We start from the raw sequence: 17,521 nt of genomic DNA on the forward strand, positions 1-17,521 counted from the left end.
AGGTTGTGGACCTCGGCGGAGGCGGGAAGGAGGGCGTGCGCGCGGCGGACGAGCTCGGCGGGGAGGGCCTCACCACTGCACACGACGCGACGAAGTCCGGAGAGCTTCTCGACACCCGGCTCCTCCAGGAAGGCGCGGAGCATGGAGGGGACGAAGTGGAGCGTGGAGACGCGCTGCTCGGAGATGAGGCTAACGAGGTAGGCGGGGTCCTGGTGACCGCCGGGCTTCGCGAGGACGAGGCGAGCGCCCGTCATGAGGGGCCAGAAGAACTCCCAGACGGAGACATCGAAGGAGAAGGGCGTCTTCTGAAGGACGGTGTCGTCAGGGGACAGGCCGTACTGCTGCTGCATCCACAGCAGGCGATTGACGATGCCCGAGTGGGCGTTGATGGCGCCCTTGGGGCGGCCCGTGGAGCCGGAGGTGAAGATGACGTAGGCGGGAGCGTCGGGCCCGGCGAGAAGAGGCAGCGAGTCGCGGGAGTGGACTGCGACGTCGTCCCACTGTGAATCGAGGCAGAGCACGCGAGAGTCGTGCTGGGGGAGCACGGACTTCAGGTGCTCGTGAGTGAGGAGCACGGGCGCGTCCGCGTCCTCGAGCATGCCGGCGAGGCGCTCGCGGGGATATGCGGGGTCCAGGGGAACGTAGGCGGCGCCGGACTTGAGGACGGCGAGCAGCGCGACGACGAGGTCGAGCGAGCGCTCCAGGCAGACGCCGACGAGGGAGCCCGGGCGAGCGCCAAGGGAGCGCAGGTGCCACGCGAGCTGGTTGGAGCGTGAGTCGAGCTGCGCGTACGAAAGAGCAGAGTCTTCGAAGCGCAGTGCCTCCGCGTCGGGGGTGCGGCGAGCCTGGGCTTCGATGAGTGAATGCAGGCACACGTCGCGTGGGAAGTCGTCCTGCTGGCCCTGGAAGTCGGAGAGCAGTTGGAGTTGCTCCTCCTGGGTGAGCAGGGGCAGCTCGGACAGACGGGCGTCGGGGTTGGCGGCCACTGCGCCGAGCAGCGAGTAGAAGTGCCCGCGCATCCGCTGGATGGTCGCGACGTCGAACAGGTCGGTGTTGTATTCGAGCCAGCCGAAGATTTCGTCCGGCCGGTCCTCGCGCAGCTCCAGCAGCAGGTCGAACTTGGCCGAGCCCGGGTCCACCAGCAGATAGGTGGACTGCAACCCCGGCATCGACAGGTCCTGGCGCGGGGTGTTCTGGAAGCTGAACATCACCTGGAACAACGGGTGACGGCTCAAGTCACGCGGGGGCTGCAGCTCCTCCACCAGCTTCTCGAAGGGCAGCTCCTGGTGCGCATATGCGGCCATGCACACCTCCTTCGCGCGGCGCAGCAGCTCGCGGAAGGTGGGGTTGCCGCCCAGGTCATTGCGCAGCACCAGCGTGTTGACGAAGAAGCCGATCAGCGTCTCCAGCTCCGGCACGTTGCGGCCGGCGATGGGCGAGCCGACGGTGATGTCCGTCTGTCGCGAGTGCCGGTGCATCAACGTCTGGAACGTGGCCAAGAGCGTCATGAAGAGGGTGGCCCCCTCCTGCTGGCTGACCTCCTTCAGCGCACGCGTGAGCGCGACGGGGAGCGTGACGAACTGGCGGGAGCCCCGGTACGTCTGGCGCGCCGGGCGCTGCCTGTCAGTGGGCAGCTCCAACGGCGCTGGCAACGTCTTCAGGTGCTGCTTCCAGAAGTCCAGCTCGACGCGCAGCCGCTCACCCTGCATCCGCTCGCGCTGCCACTCCGCGAAGTCGGAGTACTGGATGACGAGCTCGGGAATCGCGGGCGCCTGTCCCGTGACCTCCGCCGCGTAGAAGGCCATCAGCTCGCGGACGAAGACACCCAGCGACCAGCGGTCCGTCACCAGGTGATGCATGGTGACCAGGGCCACGTGGTTGTCGGGCCCCAGGCGCAGCACCTTGCCGCGCAGCAGGGGGCCTCGCGCCAGGTCGAACAGGCGCTGGGACTCCTCGCTCGTGCGGCGCTCCACCTCCTCGTCCTGCTCCGCCTTGTCGAGCCGGGAGATGTCCTCCACTGGGATGGTCAGCAAAAGCTCCGGCACGACGACCTGGATGGGGAGCCCGTCGTCCCTCGCGGCGAACACGGTGCGCAGCGACTCGTGGCGTCGCACCACCTGATTCACACACCGCTCCAGCAGCGGGACGTCCAGCACCCCGGTGAACTGCACGGTGATGTGAACGTTGTAGGCGAAGGCCTCTCCGCCCTCGAGCTGGTCCACCACCCACAGTCGCTGCTGCGGGAAGGAAGCCGGTGCGGGCTCCGTTCCGGCGCGACGCGGAATGGTCCGCTCGAGCGCCTGCGTCGTCGTGGCCTGGAGCTGCCCCTTCTTCTCCTTGAGGAGCAACTCGTACAGCGCGCGCTGCTTGGGAGTGAGCTTGTCGAGATTCTTGGAGCTACCGCTCATTGCTGGACTCCAACTTCGGTGCCTCCGCGACCCGGGGGGACCCAGGGCGGAGGAGAAGGTTGCGGGGGGCCGATGACGTGTCCTGCTCGGCCCGGCTGAAATTCAGTGCGGGCTAGCGCGAGCGTCGCGCCAGCTCGGCTTCAATCTCTTCGTCGCTGAGGTTGGACAGCTCCTCGAGCGCGGCTTGACTGGCGGCCTCTTCGAGCGCGGTCTGGTGGTCGGCCACCAGCTTCGCGAGAGAGGCCACGGTGGCGGCCTCGAAGAGCTTCGCCAGGGGAATGTCGAACTCGAACTGGGTGCGCAGGCGTCCGGCCACGCGCGTGGCCAGTAGCGAGTGGCCTCCCAGGTCGAAGAAGTTGTCGTTGAGGCCCACGGAGTCCACGCCGAGGACTTCCTGCCAGATGGCCGCGAGCTGTTTCTCCAGCTCGCTCGCGGGCGCCACGAAGGGCGTCTTCGCGCGACGCGGCTTGCCGGCCGCCCGCGCACCCGACGTGGGCTGGGACGTGTCGCGCTGAATCCAAAGCTTCCAGCGCTGGGCCAGGTCTCCGGTGGCGACGATGACGTGTCCATCCACGCCGAGCGTCACCAGGCGACGGACGGCCTCGGCGCCTTCCTGGGGCGTCATGGCGTACTGGTCCATGCTGGTGCGCACGTGGGTGTGCTTCGTCTCTTCCGGCCACGGGTCCCACGACGCGCTCACCCAGCGAGTCCCAGTTCCTCCGGAGCGGGCTTGCGCGAAGGCGTCCATGAAGAGGTTGGAGGACGCGTACGTCAGGTAGCCGAGACCACCGAGGACCGCGGCGTTGGACGAGAAGAGCAGGGCGAAGTCCACCGAGCGACGGCTCAGCACCTTCTCCAGCGCATACGTGCCGTAGACCTTCGGGCCGAATTGCGTCTCGGACTCGCCCCGACCAATCTCCGTCAGCGGGTTGTAGAGCGACGGGCCGTGGGTGACGCCCGCGCAGTGGAGCACGCCATGCAACGCGCCGAAGCGGGCCTCCACCTGCGTCACCGCCGCCTCCAGTTGCTGGGCGTCCGCGACGTCCGCGCCCACCACCATCACCTGCGCGCCGCTCTGCTCCAGCTCCCGTACGCGGAGGATGCGCTGGGCCACCGCGTCAGTCTCCGGGTGCGTGGCCAGATACGAATCCCATTCGGACGGCGCCGGCAGGGTGGTCCGGCCCAGCAGCGCGAGCCGTGCCTTGAGGGTCTGCGCCAGGTGCCTGGCGAGCATCAGGCCCACGCCGCCAAGGCCTCCGGTGATGAGATAGACGCCCTGCTCGCGCAGCGGCGCGTGCGCCTCTTCCGAGGGTTCCAGGCGGAGCGGCGCATGGGTCTGCGTGAAGCGCTGGTTGGAGCGCCACGCGACGACCGCGTCACGCGTGCGTTGACTGAACTCGGCCAGCAGGCGCTCCGCGAGCTTCTCCACGCCCGCGCTCCGAGGCTCGGGGGCAATCAGGTCGATGCAGCGCGTGGTGACGTGCTCCTGCTCCTGCGGAATCACCTTGCAGGGCCCCAGCAGCGTGGCCTTCTCCGGGAGGGCGGTGCCTTCGCCCGCGACGTCATGCAGCCGGTCCGTCACGACCTCCAGCCGCACGGGGCGGGAGGTGTCACCCTGGGCGAGCGCCTGCCCCAGGTGCAGGAGGCTGTAGTAGCCCGTGTCCTGGACCTTGCGGAACAGCTCGGGCCCCGGGAGGTCCTCGCCCGACGAGGCGAGGCTCCACAGGTGGACCACCACGGACGGGCTCAGCTCCTGGTCCGCCAGGTCCTTCCACAGCGTGGCGTAGTCACCGCGCAGACGCGGGTCGAGCGCATAGCGGCGCGCGGCGTCTCGCATGAACGCGCTCCCCTGGCGCACGCTCACCACGTCCTGTCCTGACTCCTCCAGTCGACGGCACAAAGCCTCGCCGACGCCCAGTCCATCCACGAAGACGACCCAGCAACGACGCTCGGCCAGGGCCTTGCGGTCCAGGGCCACGGGCGCCGTGCGATGCCAGGCGGGCACGTGGAACCAGTCCGCCATGTCCACCAGCTTGCCCTGCGGCACCTGTGCCTGCGTGGCCTCGACGCGCGTGCCCGGAGCCACCCAGTAGCGCTGGCGCTCGAAGGGGTACGTGGGGAGCGGCACGCGGCGCAGGACACGGCCCTCGCTCACGGCTTCCCAGTCCACCTCCACGCCCTCCAGCCAGAGCTGGCCCAGCGTGCCGAGCACCGCCACCGGCGCGGGCTGGGTGTCTCCAGCCGCGGGCAGGCAGCCTCGCACCGAGCGCGTCCCGGTGCTTCCCGCCAACGCGCGCGCCCGCTCGACGAGCGGCCCCGTGGCCCCCATCGCGAGCACGACTCGAGACGGCTCCTTCACCAGCTCACGAAGCGCGTCGTCCAGGCGCGGCGCGCGGCTCGCCGCGTCCTTCCACGTCTCCGGTCGAGTCGCCTCGGCGGCGGTGAGCAGGACACCCGTGGAGAGAGAGTAGAGCGGCACTTCCGCCGCCTTCAGCGTGGAGGCGCTCGGTGACAGCTCGCGGCCCTCGCCTCGGGCGACCACCAACGAGAGGGCTTCCTCCAGCGGGAGCGTGCCCGCGAGGCTCGCGGCGATCCACGCGCCCGTGCCCTCACCGAGCATCGACTCGGGCTGAACGCCCCATGACATCCACAGGCGCGCCAGGGCATACGGCTCGACGAAGCGCGCGGCGGCGCTCACCGGGCCGGAGCGGCTGGGACGGCTCCCGTCCTCCGGATACAGCACGGCGCGCAGGTCCACGCCGAGCCGCGACTGGAGCAGCTCCGCGCAGCGGTCCACTTCCGCGCGGAAGGCGGGCTCCGAGCGGTACAGCGATTCCAGCGGAGCCTCCGCTCCGGCGTCGGAGAAGAGGAAGGACACGGGGCGGTTGCCCGTCTCGTGCGTGCCCGAGAGGACGCGCTGGGGCTCCGCCATGCGCAACACGCGCACGGCATCCTGCCCGTCGCGAGCCACCACTACCCGACGGTGCGCATGGGCCTTGCGGCCCACCTGGAGCGTGTACGCCACGTCCGCCAGCGCCTGTTGCGGCTGGGACTCCAGGTGCTGCGCGAGCCGAGCGGTGGCCGAGTCGAGCGCGGTGTGGCTGCGCGCGGAGAGCACGAGCAACTCCCACGGGCGTCCGGTCGAAGCCGACGGCGCGGGAGGTGCTTCTTCCAGGACGATGTGCGCGTTGGTGCCGCCAATGCCGAACGAGCTGACGCCCGCGCGCCGGGGCGTCCTGCCGCGCGGCCAGGGCTGCAGCGCGGTGTTCACGTAGAAGGGGCCGCTGTCGAAGTCGATCTGCGGGTTGGGGGACTCGAAGTGGAGGCTGGGCGGAAGCTGCTGATGCTTCATCGCGAGGATGGCCTTGAGCAGGCTCGCGCTGCCGGCCGCCGCGTCCAGGTGGCCCACGTTCGTCTTCACCGAGCCGATGGGCACCGTGCGACGGCCCTTCGCCTTCGCGCCGAACACCTTCGTCAGGGCGCGCAGCTCGATGGGGTCTCCCAGCGCGGTGCCGGTGCCGTGCGTCTCCACGTAGGAAATCGTGTCGGCGGAGACTTCCGCCGCGGCGAGGGCGTCCTTGATGACGGTGGCCTGGCCCTGCACGCTGGGCGCGGTGAAGCTGGCCTTCACGGCGCCGTCGTTGTTGATGGCGGAGCCCTTGATGACCGCATGGATGGTGTCGCCGTCGGCCAGCGCGTCCTCCAGGCGCTTGAGCACCACCAGACCGATGCCGCTGCCGAAGATGGTGCCCGCCGCCTTCGCATCGAAGGCGCGGCAGTGGCCGTCCGGCGAGGCGATGCCGCCGTACTGATACAGGTAGCCCACCTTCTGCGGGACGTTGATGGCGACGCCGCCCGCGATGGCCATCCGGCACTCGTCCGCGAGCAGGGCCTGTCCCGCCAGGTGCAACGCGACCAGCGCGGTGGAGCACGCGGTGTGCACGGAGTACGCGGGCCCGCGCAGGTTGAGGCGGTGAGCGACGCGCGTGGTGAGGAAGGCCAGGTCATTGCCCAGGCCAATCTCGAACGGGTCCAGTCCACCCAGCGCGGCGGGGTTGGAGAAGAGGTTGAAGACGTACGTGTCCGTGCGCGCGCCGGCGTACACGCCGATGCGGCCCTTGTAGCGCTCGGCGTCGTAGCCCGCGTGCTCCAGGGCCTCCACGGCGCATTCCAGGAAGACACGCTGCTGCGGGTCCATCACCTCCGCTTCCTTGGGGGTGACGCCGAAGTAGCCCGCGTCGAAGAGGTCCGCGTCCTCCAGGACGGCGGCGGCCTTCACGTAGTTCGGGTCCGAGCGGATGGCGGCCGTGTCCAACGCGCTCGCCTCCAGGTCCGCGTCCGTCAGGAAGCTGATGGACTCCACGCCGTCCCGCAGGTTGCGCCAGAAGGCCTCCAGGTCGCGTGCTCCCGGGAAGCGCCCGGCCATGCCGACGATGGCGATCTCCAGTCCCGTGGTGTCCGCGTTGGAAGAATCCGTGGCCATGTCTCTCTCCAAAGTCTCGCTCAAGTTTCGACCTTCCTCGCCCGCTGCTGCTTCAGCGCCATCCGCCGGCGCTGTTGCCGCCCCTCGTCATCCGCGTCCGCCTCGTTCTCGGCTCCCGAGTCCGAGGCGAGCCCCACTCGACGGACCAGGTCCTCGAGGAGGTGACGCGCCTTCATCGTTCCGTGCTCCGCGCGGAGCTGCTCGCCCAGCCGCGCCGCTGACGCCTGGAGGTCCGCGCGAGCGTGCACCGTGCTCAGCGCATCCCCGAGTCGCTCCGCGTTCAGCTCCCCGATGGGAAGCGCCGCGCCTCCACAACCCAGCTCCTGGACGACCTCGCCCCAGGTGAACTGGTCATACGTGTGCGGCACGACGACCTGCGGGACGCCCGCCCGGAAGGCCGCGCCCGTGGTCCCCGCGCCACCGTGATGCACCACGCACGACACCCGCGAGAAGAGCCAGGCGTGCGGCACCTGTCCCAAGGCCCTCACTGTCGACGGGAGGGCGCGCTGCCCCAGGCCGCTCCATCCGTGCTGGATGAGGGCCCGTCGTCCTGAGCGCACCGTGGCCTGTACCAGCGCCTCCGTCAGCGCCTCCGGGTCCGCGTGCGTCATGCTGCCGAAGGTGATGCAGACGGGAGGTTCGCCCTCCGCGAGGAACGCGGCGAGCTCCGCGTCCGGCGTGAAGCCCGGCTCATCGAGGAAGCAGTACCCGACGGTGTGGTGGTGCGGCGGCAGGTCCGCGGCGGGAGGCCGCACGTGCCGGCTCAGCGCGGTGAGCACGAGCTGATTCGACAGGCCATCCACCAGCGGATTGTCGAGCGGTGGCAGGCCGTGGGCTTCGCGCAGGGGATTGACCAGTCCGCGCACGGCCGCCTGGAAGGCCGGGCCGCCACCACCACTGCCGCTGTGCTCCACCAGCACCGTGACGAAGGGCAGGTGCGTCAGGTCATGCACCATGCGCGCGGCGGGCTGGACGCGCCCGCTGATGAGCACGTCCGCGCCCCGACACGCGGCGCGCAGGTCCTCGAACATGCGGGGCAGCGACTCCACGAGCGGCTGGAAGAGCTGGAGCATGCCTCCGGCGGAGTGCACGACGTCCGGGCTCCCCATCATCGCCTGGGTGATGCCGCTCTGCGCCGCCCTCAGGTCGGGACCCACCGGGATGAAGTCGAGGTCATGGAGTTGCGCGAGCGCGCGGTACGAGGGCGCGGCGGCGAGCACGGGCTGATGGCCGTGGCGCTTCAGCTCGACGGCCAGCGCCACGAAGGGCTGGATGTCGCCGAGGGTTCCGAAGTTGGTGAGGATGGCTCGCATGGGGTGAGGGCGCGGGGAGGTCGAGGCGGAGCCGCGACGACTCAGTCGCCGTCCTCCGGCTCTTCGTCGTCCGCGCGTCGACGAGAGCGCTGACGCTGGAGGTTCTGTTTGCGGCGCTGGACGGTGGACTCGCGCTCGTCGGCCTCGTTGTTCGCCGAGCCCGGTCCCGCCTCGGGCGGCTGGAGCAACGCCGCGAGGGCCTTCACCGTGACGCCTTCGTAGAGGCTGGACGCGGGCACGCTGACATTGAGCCGCCGCTTGAGCCGGTCGCTGAGCTGCACGGCGATGAGGGAGTCACCGCCCAGCTCGAAGAAGTTGTCCTGGATGCCAATGGGCGCCACACCCAGCGTCTGCTGCCACAGGTCCGCCAGCGTCCGCTCCATGTCCGTCGTGGGCGCCACGTAGGCGCTGCGCAGGTTCGACGGCCGAGGATGCTGAGGGCGCGCCGCGGGCTCTTCGCGGAGCTCCTCGGACACGGAGGCTCGGGAGCCCGAAGACTGGCGCGCGGCCACGTCATGCGTGGACACCACCAGCCAGGGGCCCGTGGCATGCGCGAGCGCGCGGCTCAGGGCCTCCGCGCCTTGCTCGGGAGAGAGCGCCAGGCGGTCCAGCGCCTCGCCACGTGCGCCCGGGTGCGCGCCGTAGTCCTCCACCTTCACCACGTCCCAACCCAGGCTCAACCACCGCCGGCCTTCATGTGACGCGGCCTGGGCGAAGGCGTCCTGCCAAGCGCTCGCGGCCGTGTGCGCGACCGTGGCCATGCCGCCGAGCACCGCGGAGATGGACGAGGCCACCACGCGGAAGTCCAGCGCACGCTCACCCAGCACCGCGTCGAACAGGGCCAGCCCTCGCGCGCGCGGGTCGAAATGCCAGGCGCTCTCCTCGGGCCCCGTCTCGGAGACGAGTCGCGCCACCTGGTCTTTCGCGAGCCACGCAGCATGCACCACGCCGTGGAGCGCACCGAAGCGGGCCGCGGCCGTGTCGACGGCCTCGCGCAGCGACTCCTGCCGCGTCAGGTCGGTGGGAAGCACCACCACCTCCGCGCCCAGGGACTCCAGCTGCCGTGCCCGGCGGATCCGCTGCGTCCAGGCCTCGGTCTCACCGTGACTTGCGACGTGAGCGTCCCAGGTGTCGCGCGGCGGAAAGCCCAGCGGCTCCAGGCAGACGAGCTTCGCTCCTGGCGACAGGCTGGCCAGCGCGCGCCCATTCATCGCGCCCAGACCGCCCAGCCCATGGACGAGCAGGTACACGCCACCGGGGCGCGCGCTCGGGTGGGGCGTGGGGGCATCGGGCAGCGGCAGCGGCTCCAGGGACTGGACCCAGCGATGCGGACCCCGCAGCGCCACCACCGTCTCCACGGGCACCGAACGCAGCTCCGCGCGGAGGGCCCGGAGTCCGGTGGAAGAGAGGTTCGCCGCCGGGCCCGTCACCACGTCCACGTGATGGAACCGCAGGCTCGGGTGCTCCTGCGGAATCACCCGGCAGGGGCCGAGCAGCGTGGCCTTGTCGGCGCGGAGCGACTCGTCGCCCGTCACGTCGTGGACGTGGTTGGACACCACCCAGACGGTGCAGGGCCGCTCGGGCGCGAACTCGACGAGCGCCCGCGCGAGCGCGACGAGCGTGAAGTAGCCGCTCGCCTGGACCTGCGCGAAGGAGGCGGGGACGTCCGACGTCAGGCTCCAGAGATGCAACACGGTGTCGGGGAGCCTGCCCGCATCCCGCAGCGCACCGAGGAGCGCGCGCAGGTCCGGAAGCGAGCCCGGCGCCACGGTGTAGTCCCACTCTCCCGTTCGACTGAAGCCGGAACCTGGCCGCACGCGGAGCACCATCCGCTCCTCGCCGGGCTCCGGTGTCAGCAGGGCCTCGGTGGGAGAGGACTCGTCCTCGAGCACCAGCCAGACGCGCGGGTGTGTCGCCTTCGCGGTGCGCCCGGGAGCAAGCGGCGTGCGCTTCCACGACGGGGCATGGAACCAGCGCTCCATTGGCGCCTGGGCGAGCGGGACCCCGAGCGTCTCGGTCGTGACGGGCGCGGCCTCGGCGTGCGGCTTCGTGTCGGGCTCCACCCAGAAGCGCTGTCGCTCGAAGGGGTAGGTCGGCAGCGGAAGGCGATGGCGACGCTCCTCGCCGTGGAAGCCTCGCCAATCCACGGTGACGCCGGCCTGCCAGAGTCCGCCCAGCGTCGTGTACGCGAGCGGCGGCGCGTCCGTGGCCACGGTGTCCTGCGGCGTGGGCATGGAGGCGAGCACCGGGCGTCCCGGGGTGGTGTCGGGATACCGCCGCGTGAGCCGGCTGAGCACCTGTCCGGGTCCCACCTCCAGCACGACGCGCTTCGGGTCGGAGAGGAGCGCGTGCAGTCCATCCGCGAAGCGCACCGCGCCACGCAGGTGCTGGGCCCAATACTTCGGGCTCGTCGCCTGCTCCGTGGTGATCCACGTCCCGGTGACATTGGAGACGAAGGGCAGGGTGGGGGGCCGCAGCGTCACAGCCGCCGCGCGCGCGGTGAAGGCCTCCAGGATGGGGTCCATCATCGCCGAGTGGAAGGCATGAGACGTGACGAGCACGTGGCTGCGTACGCCCGCCTCATCCAACTGGCGCTTCAACTTCTCCACGGCCTCCGTCGGCCCGGAGGCGACGCACTGCATGGGTGCGTTCACCGCGGCGAGGCTCAGCTCGGTGCCGAGATAGGGACGGACCTCGTCCTCGCTCAGCGGCACCGCCAGCATGGAGCCGGACGGCAGCGACTGCATCAGCCGGCCGCGTGCGGCGACCAGTTGAAGCGCGTGCTCCAGGGTGAAGACACCCGCGAGGCATGCGGCCACGTACTCGCCAATGCTGTGACCGAGCATCGCCGCGGGCTTCACGCCCCAGGACATCCAGAGCCGCGCGGTGGCGTACTCGAGGGTGAACAACGCGGGCTGTGTGAACTCCGTGCGCGCCAGCGTCTTCTCGTGCTCCGCGGGCTCTCCCGACTTCGGGTACATCACCTCGCGCAGGTCGCGCCCGGCCAGCTGCGCCTTGAGCAGCTCGGCGCAGCGGTCCACTTCGGCGCGGAAGACGGGCTCCGCATCATACAGCGCGCGCCCCATGCCCACGTGCTGCGAGCCCTGGCCCGGGAAGAGGAACGCAACCGGGCGCTCCACCGCGTCCTGCGCCTCCGTGTGGACGCGTGCATCCCCTGTCGTGGAGAGCACCTCCACCGCGTCGCCCACGCTTCGCGCGAGGACGAAGCGTCGCTGCGCGAAGCGCTGGCGTCCCGCCTGGAGCGTCCAGGCCACGTCCGCGAGCTTCGCGTCGGGCTGGGACTTCAGGGCCTCGGCCAGTCGCTTCGTGCTGGCCTCCAGCGCGGAGGGCGTGCGCGCGGACAGCGGCAGCAACTGCCACGCGCGACGCGAGGCCGCGCTGTCGAGCGACCGAGGCGCCTGCTCCAGCACCACGTGCGCGTTGGTGCCACCCACGCCGAACGAACTCACGCCGCCGCGCCGGGGCAGTGCGCCGGCGGGCCAGGGCTTGAGCGTCGCATTGACGTAGAAGGGACTGCCGTCGAAGTCGATGGCCGGGTTGGGCCGCTCGTAGTGAAGGCTGGGCGGCAGCTCTCCGTGCTTCACGGCCAGGGCTGTCTTGATGAGTCCGGTGATGCCGGCGGCGGCGTCCAGGTGGCCGACGTTGCCCTTCACCGAACCCAGCGCGCAGAAGCGCCGCCGCTGCGTGGAGGAGCGGAAGGCGCGCGTGAGGGCCTCCACCTCGATGGGGTCTCCCAGGGGCGTCGCGGTGCCGTGGGCTTCCACATAGCCGATGGAGTCCGCATCCAGTCCGGAGGCCGCGAGCGCCTCCGCCACCACCTGGGACTGCCCTTCGATGCCCGGGGCGGTGTAGCCCGCCTTGAGCGCGCCATCGTTGTTGATGGCCGAGCCCTTGATGACGGCGTGCACCGTGTCGCCATCTCGCACGGCGTTGCGCAGCTTCTTCAGCAGCACGACGCCCGCGCCGCTGCCGAACAGCGTGCCCCGGGCCTTCGCGTCGAAGGGACGGCAGCGGCCATCCGGCGACGCCATCCCACCCTCGGCGTGTCGGTAGCCATGGAGGAAGCTGACGTTGACGGACGCTCCGCCCGCGAGCGCCATGTCGCACTCGCCATTGAGCAGGCTCTGGCAGGCCAGGTGCACGGCCACCAGGGACGTCGAGCACGCGCTCTGCACCGCGTGGCTCGCGCCCCGGAGGTTCAGCTTGTACGAGACGCGGGTGGCCAGGAAGTCGGTGCCGTTGCCGATGTTGACCTGCACCGGCTCGACGGACTCCAGCACGCGGGGATTCCGCGCCAGGTTCATCAGCAGATACGTGTTGAGCGTGGCCCCGCCGTACACGGAGATGGCGCCCGGGTAGTCGCGCGGCGAATAGCCCGCGTGCTCCAGCGCCTCCCAGCAGACCTCCAGGAAGACGCGGTGCTGCGGGTCCGTCAGCTCCGCCTCACGCGGCGGCATGTCGAAGAAGGCGGCATCGAAGGACTCGGGCTCGGGCAGCACCGCAGCCGCGCGCACGAAGTCGGGGTCCTCCACCAGCTCCGGAGCAACTCCCGCCGCGAGACACTCCTCGGGGGTGAAGAAGCGGATGGACTCCACGCCGCCGCGTACGTTCGCCCAGAACTCCGCCGTGTCGCGGGCGCCAGGAAAGCGCCCGGACATGCCGATGATGGCAAGGTCCGCGTCGTCGATGTCTGCTGGCTGCTTCACGTCCACGTCATCCACTCCTTGACTGCTTCACTCACGGCGACTGCGCCGCTCCCTGCGCTGGGCTCCCCGGTTCTGACTCGTCTCGAAGCTGGGGGACTCCTCCGGGGCGGGCAGTCCTCCCAGTCGCTTCGCCAGCGCGGCCACGGTGGGAGCCTCGAAGACGGAGGTGAGGGGGACTTCGCGCCCCAGCTCCCGCTTCAGGCGGCCGACAATCTTGAGCCACAGCAGCGAGTTGCCACCAAGGTCGAAGAAGTTGTCGTGGATGCCCAGCCGCGCCAGTCCGAGCTGCTCCTGCCACACCTTCGTCAGCGCCAGCTCCACGTCATCCGTGGGCGCCACGTACTCGGTGCCGAGCTGGGGCCGCTCGTGCGTCGCGCCACCCGCCGCGTCCGCGTGCTTCCCCGTGCCCTCGCGCCGCACCCACCGCGCGACGCGCGCGACCAGGTCGCCGGTGGACACCACCACCTGTCCACTCAGGGGAGACTCCACCACGCGGCGGAAGGCCTCCACCGCTTCGGTGGGCGACATGGCGAACACGTCGATGCTCGTGCGGACCTCGCGAGTCACCTCGTCCACGCCGGGCCAGCCGTCCCAGTTGGTGCTCAGCCACCGGGTCAGCCCCTCGCGCGAGCGGGAGATGGCGAAGGCATCCAGGAAGGCGTTCGCCGCGCCATAGGCCGCGAGCCCCAATCCTCCGAGCACCGCGGCGTTGGAGGACACGAGCAGCACGAAGTCCAGGGGCCGGCCCGTCAGCGCGCGCTCCAGCGCGTACGTGCCATGGACCTTGGCTCGGAAGTGGGGCGCGCAGGCCGCCGCGTCCAGTCCGGAGAGCAGCGCCACCGCGCCTTCACCCGCGAGTCCCGCCGCGTGAATCACTCCGTCCACCGCGCCGAAGCGAACGTCCGCCTCCGCGAGCGCCATGCGCAGCCGCGACTCGTCCGCCACGTCCGCGCGGACCACCAGCACCTCCGCGCCCGCTGCCTCCAGGTCCTTCACCGCGCGCTGCTTGTGTCCGCCCGGGTCCACTTCCAACCCCGCGCGGCTCACCAGGATGAGCCGGGCCTGATGGGCGCTCGCCAGATGCCGCGCGAGCAGCAGGCCCACGCCACCCAGGCCGCCAGTGATGAGGTACACGCCGCGCGCCTTGAAGGGCTGCGCCGGCACGCCATCCTGTTCGAGCCGCAGCGACTCATGCGTCTGCGCCAGCCGGTGCGTCCCTCGCCAGGCGACCACGGGGTCCGGGGTGTCGGAGGTGAGCTCGCGCAGAAGGGCGCTCGAGGTCATCGCCACGCCGCCAGGGCCCAGGTCCACGTAGCGGCAAGCCAGGGTGTCGTGCTCCTGGGGAATCACCTTGCACAGCGCGGGCAGGGTGGCGTGCTCGGGATTGACCGCGTCCGTGCTCTCCACGTCGAACGCTCCGCGCCCCACCACCGTCAGCTCCACGGGGCCGGGAAGGGACCCCTCCGCCAGCGCGCGCGTCAGCCGCAGCAGGGGATGGAACCCGCGCTCCTGAAGTTGGTCGAAGCGGGCCTCGGCCGACTCGTGCTCCGCGCCGTCGAGTCCATCCAGGCTCCACAGGTGGACGATGCGCTCCACCTTGAAGTCCTTCGCCTTCAGGGCCAGCAGCAAGAACGTGGGCTCCTCCGCGTCCATCGGGTCCAGGCTGAAGTGGTGCTCGCCCAGTTCCTGGAGTCGAGCACCGCGTGACACGCGCGCCACGCGGTGACCCGCGCTCTCCAGTCGCGCGGCCAGCGCCTCGCCCACGCCACCCGCATCCACGAACACGACCCAGTCGCGCACCGTGCTGGCGCCCGCACGAGGCAGGGGCAGCGGCGCGCGACGCCACGAGGGCAGGTAGAACCAGCCGCCGACGTCCGACGTCTTGCGCGCCTCGCCTCGCCGCTGAGCGGACGGGGCCTCCGGTGCGAGCCAGTAGTCCTGTCCCTCGAAGGGATAGGTGGGCAGGGGCACGCGCAGGCGCCGCTTGTCGCCGCGCACCGCGTTCCAGTCGACGCCGATTCCCGCCGCCCAGAGCTTGCCGAGCGTGGCGGTGAGCAGCTCCTCGTCGGGCACCGGGTCCTGCGGATGGCGCAGCGAGGGAAGGACAGGTGGCGCCTGGGGCCCCGTGAGCTGGAGGCGCGCGAGCGTGCTCAGCGTGCGGCCGGGGCCGACCTCCAGGTAGACGCGGTGGGGCAGCTCCGCCAGCGTGCGGATGCCGTCGCCAAAGCGCACGGTCTGCCGCAGGTGACGCGTCCAGTACACCGGGTCCGTGGCCTCCTCGGGCGTCATCCATGTGCCGGTGACGTTGGACATCAACGGCAGCGTGGGCGCGTTGCGCTGGAGCGTCCCGATGAACTCCTGGAAGCGCGCGAGAATCGGCCCCACCAGGTGCGAGTGCGCCGCCACGTCGATGGGGATGTGACGGAACTCCACCTCACGTCGCGTCAGCTCGGCCGCCAGCGTCTCCACGGCTTCCACCGTGCCAGCCACCACGCACTGCGACGGGCCGTTCACCGCCGCCAGGGACAGTGTCTCCCCCAGCAGGGGCCGAACTTCCGACTCGGGCAGCGGCACGCTGAGCATTCCGCCACCGGGCAGCTCCTCGAAGAGCTTGCCGCGCAGCACCACCAGCGCCAGCGCGTCCTCCAGCGAGAAGACGCCCGCGAGACAGGCCGCCGTGTACTCGCCCAGGCTGTGGCCGATGACGGCCTCGGGCTTCACGCCCCAGGACTCCCAGAGTCGGGCCAGGGCGTACTCGATGGTGAACAGCGCGGGCAGCGCCAGCGAGGTCCGCTTGAGGCGCTGGCTCGCGCTCGCCGCGGAGTCCGCGTCCGGGTACATGACGGCCTTCAGGTCGAAGCCGAGTCGGGGACGCAGCAGCGCGCAGCACTGGTCCACCGCTTCGCGGAAGGCGGGCTCGGCGGCGTAGAGGCCGCGGCCCATGTCCGGGTACTGCGCGCCGCCGCCCGGGAACATGAAGACGGCCGAGGGCGTGGCGGAGCCGGGCGCGAGCGTGAAGAGTCGCTGCGGGTCTCTCGTCTCCAGCACACGCACGGCATCGTCCCTGTCGCGGCACACCAGCACGCGACGGAGGTCCAGCGCCTTGCGCCCCGACTGCAGCGTCCACGCCACGTCCGCGAGCTGCTGCTCGGGATGCGCCTTCAGGTGCGCCAGCAGGGCGGTGGTCTGTTTCTCCAGCGCCGTCTGCGTCCGGGCGGAGAGCACCAGGAGCTGCCAGTCGCGAGGCGCATCGCCCGGCCGGACGAGCGGGGACTCTTCCAGGATGAGGTGCGCGTTGGTGCCACCGATACCGAACGAGCTCACCCCCGCGCGGCGCGGCGTGCCGCCTTCGGGCCAGGGCGTGAGCGCGGTGTTGACGTAGAAGGGGCTGTTGGCGAAGTCGATGCGCGGGTTGGGCGTCTCGTAGTTGAGGCTGGGGGGCAGCTCCGCGTGCTCCAGGGAGAGCACCGTCTTCACCAGTCCGGTGACTCCCGCCGCGGCGTCCAGGTGGCCCACGTTCGTCTTCACCGAGCCCAGGCCGCAGAAGGCGCGCTTGTCGGTGCCGGCGCGGAACACGGTGTCGAGCGCCTGCACCTCGATGGGGTCTCCGAGCGGCGTGGCGGTGCCGTGGGCCTCCACGTAGCTGATGGACTCCGGCGTCACCTCCGCGATGGCCTGGGCCCGGGCGATGACCTCCACCTGGCCCTCCACGCCCGGCGCGGTGAAGCCCACCTTCATCGCGCCGTCGTTGTTGATGGCCGAGGCGCGGATGACGGCGTGGATGGTGTCGCCGTCGTTGAGTGCATCCTCCAGGCGCTTGAGCACCACCACGCCCGCGCCGCTGCCGAAGAGCGTGCCCTGTCCCTTCGCGTCGAACGCGCGGCAGTGGCCATCCGGAGAGGTGATGCCGCCCTCCTGATAGTGGTAGCCGGTGCGCTGAGGGACGTGCACGGACACGCCGCCCGCGAGCGCCACGTCGCACTGGTAGCCCAGCAGCGACTGGCAGGCGAGGTGCGTGGCGACGAGCGACGTGGAGCAGCCCGTCTGTACCGTCAGGGCCGGACCCTTGAGGTCCAGGTGATAGGCCACGCGCGTGGCGAGGAAGTCCTTGTCGTTGGCCACCATGGCCGGGAAGGTGTCCTCGGCCTGCTGGAACTCCGCGCGCGAGAGCAGGTTGAAGAGCAGGTAGCTGCTCAGGCTGGAGCCCGCGTAGATGCCTGTCGTCCCCGGGATGCGCCCTGGCGCGTAGCCCGCGTGCTCCAGCGCCGTCCAGACGCACTCCAGGAAGATACGGTGCTGCGGGTCCAGCAGCTCCGCCTCACGCGGGGCGTAGCCGAAGAAGCCCGCGTCGAAGCGGCCCGGCCGCTCCAGCACCGGCGCCGCGCGGACGAAGTGGGGGTTGGCCAGGAAGGCCGGGTCCACACCCAGGGATTTCAGCGCGTCGTCGGAGAAGAAGGTGATGCCCTCTACTCCGTCGCGCAACAGGCGCCAGAAGGCGGCCACGTCCTCCGCGCCGGGCACGCGCACGGCCATGCCAACGATGGCCACCGCCAGCCCCAACTCCCCCTGGTACTCCGTGTGACGCCCCAT

Annotated in this window: 5 protein-coding genes; all 5 read right to left on the reverse strand. The window is 70.9% G+C overall.

All coding sequences use genetic code 11. The features are described from left to right. The coding region (locus tag HR086_RS13360; RefSeq protein WP_174465810.1) for a condensation domain-containing protein at positions 1–2,408 on the reverse strand (2,408 nt) is incomplete at its 3' end. A gap of 112 nt (positions 2,409–2,520) precedes the next feature. Beyond that, positions 2,521–6,891: a type I polyketide synthase gene (locus HR086_RS13365; protein WP_254626316.1), complete on the reverse strand. Its 4,371-nt coding sequence runs from the start codon at positions 6,889–6,891 to the stop codon at positions 2,521–2,523. A gap of 20 nt (positions 6,892–6,911) precedes the next feature. Further along, the gene (locus HR086_RS13370) at positions 6,912–8,204 is read right to left on the reverse strand and encodes a glycosyltransferase (RefSeq protein ID WP_174465812.1); all 1,293 of its coding nucleotides are present in this window, start codon (positions 8,202–8,204) and stop codon (positions 6,912–6,914) included. A 41-nt stretch (positions 8,205–8,245) separates the two neighbouring features. Beyond that, a complete protein-coding gene (locus tag HR086_RS49565) occupies positions 8,246–12,931 on the reverse strand; it encodes a beta-ketoacyl synthase N-terminal-like domain-containing protein (protein ID WP_373564293.1) in 4,686 nt (1,561 codons plus the stop codon). A gap of 27 nt (positions 12,932–12,958) precedes the next feature. Further along, a complete protein-coding gene (locus HR086_RS13390; protein ID WP_174465813.1) occupies positions 12,959–17,521 on the reverse strand; it encodes a type I polyketide synthase in 4,563 nt (1,520 codons plus the stop codon).

This window comes from Myxococcus sp. CA039A, from assembly GCF_013336645.1.
Taxonomy (GTDB): Bacteria; Myxococcota; Myxococcia; order Myxococcales; family Myxococcaceae; genus Myxococcus; species Myxococcus llanfairpwllgwyngyllgogerychwyrndrobwllllantysiliogogogochensis.

What these genes read in the sequence shown, in the direction of transcription:
- HR086_RS13390 (WP_174465813.1), bottom strand. Translation starts at nt 17,521, where the DNA reads ATGGGGCGTCACACGGAGTACCAGGGGGAGTTGGGGCTGGCGGTGGCC.
- HR086_RS13365 (WP_254626316.1), bottom strand. Translation starts at nt 6,891, where the DNA reads ATGGCCACGGATTCTTCCAACGCGGACACCACGGGACTGGAGATCGCC.
- HR086_RS13370 (WP_174465812.1), bottom strand. Translation starts at nt 8,204, where the DNA reads ATGCGAGCCATCCTCACCAACTTCGGAACCCTCGGCGACATCCAGCCC.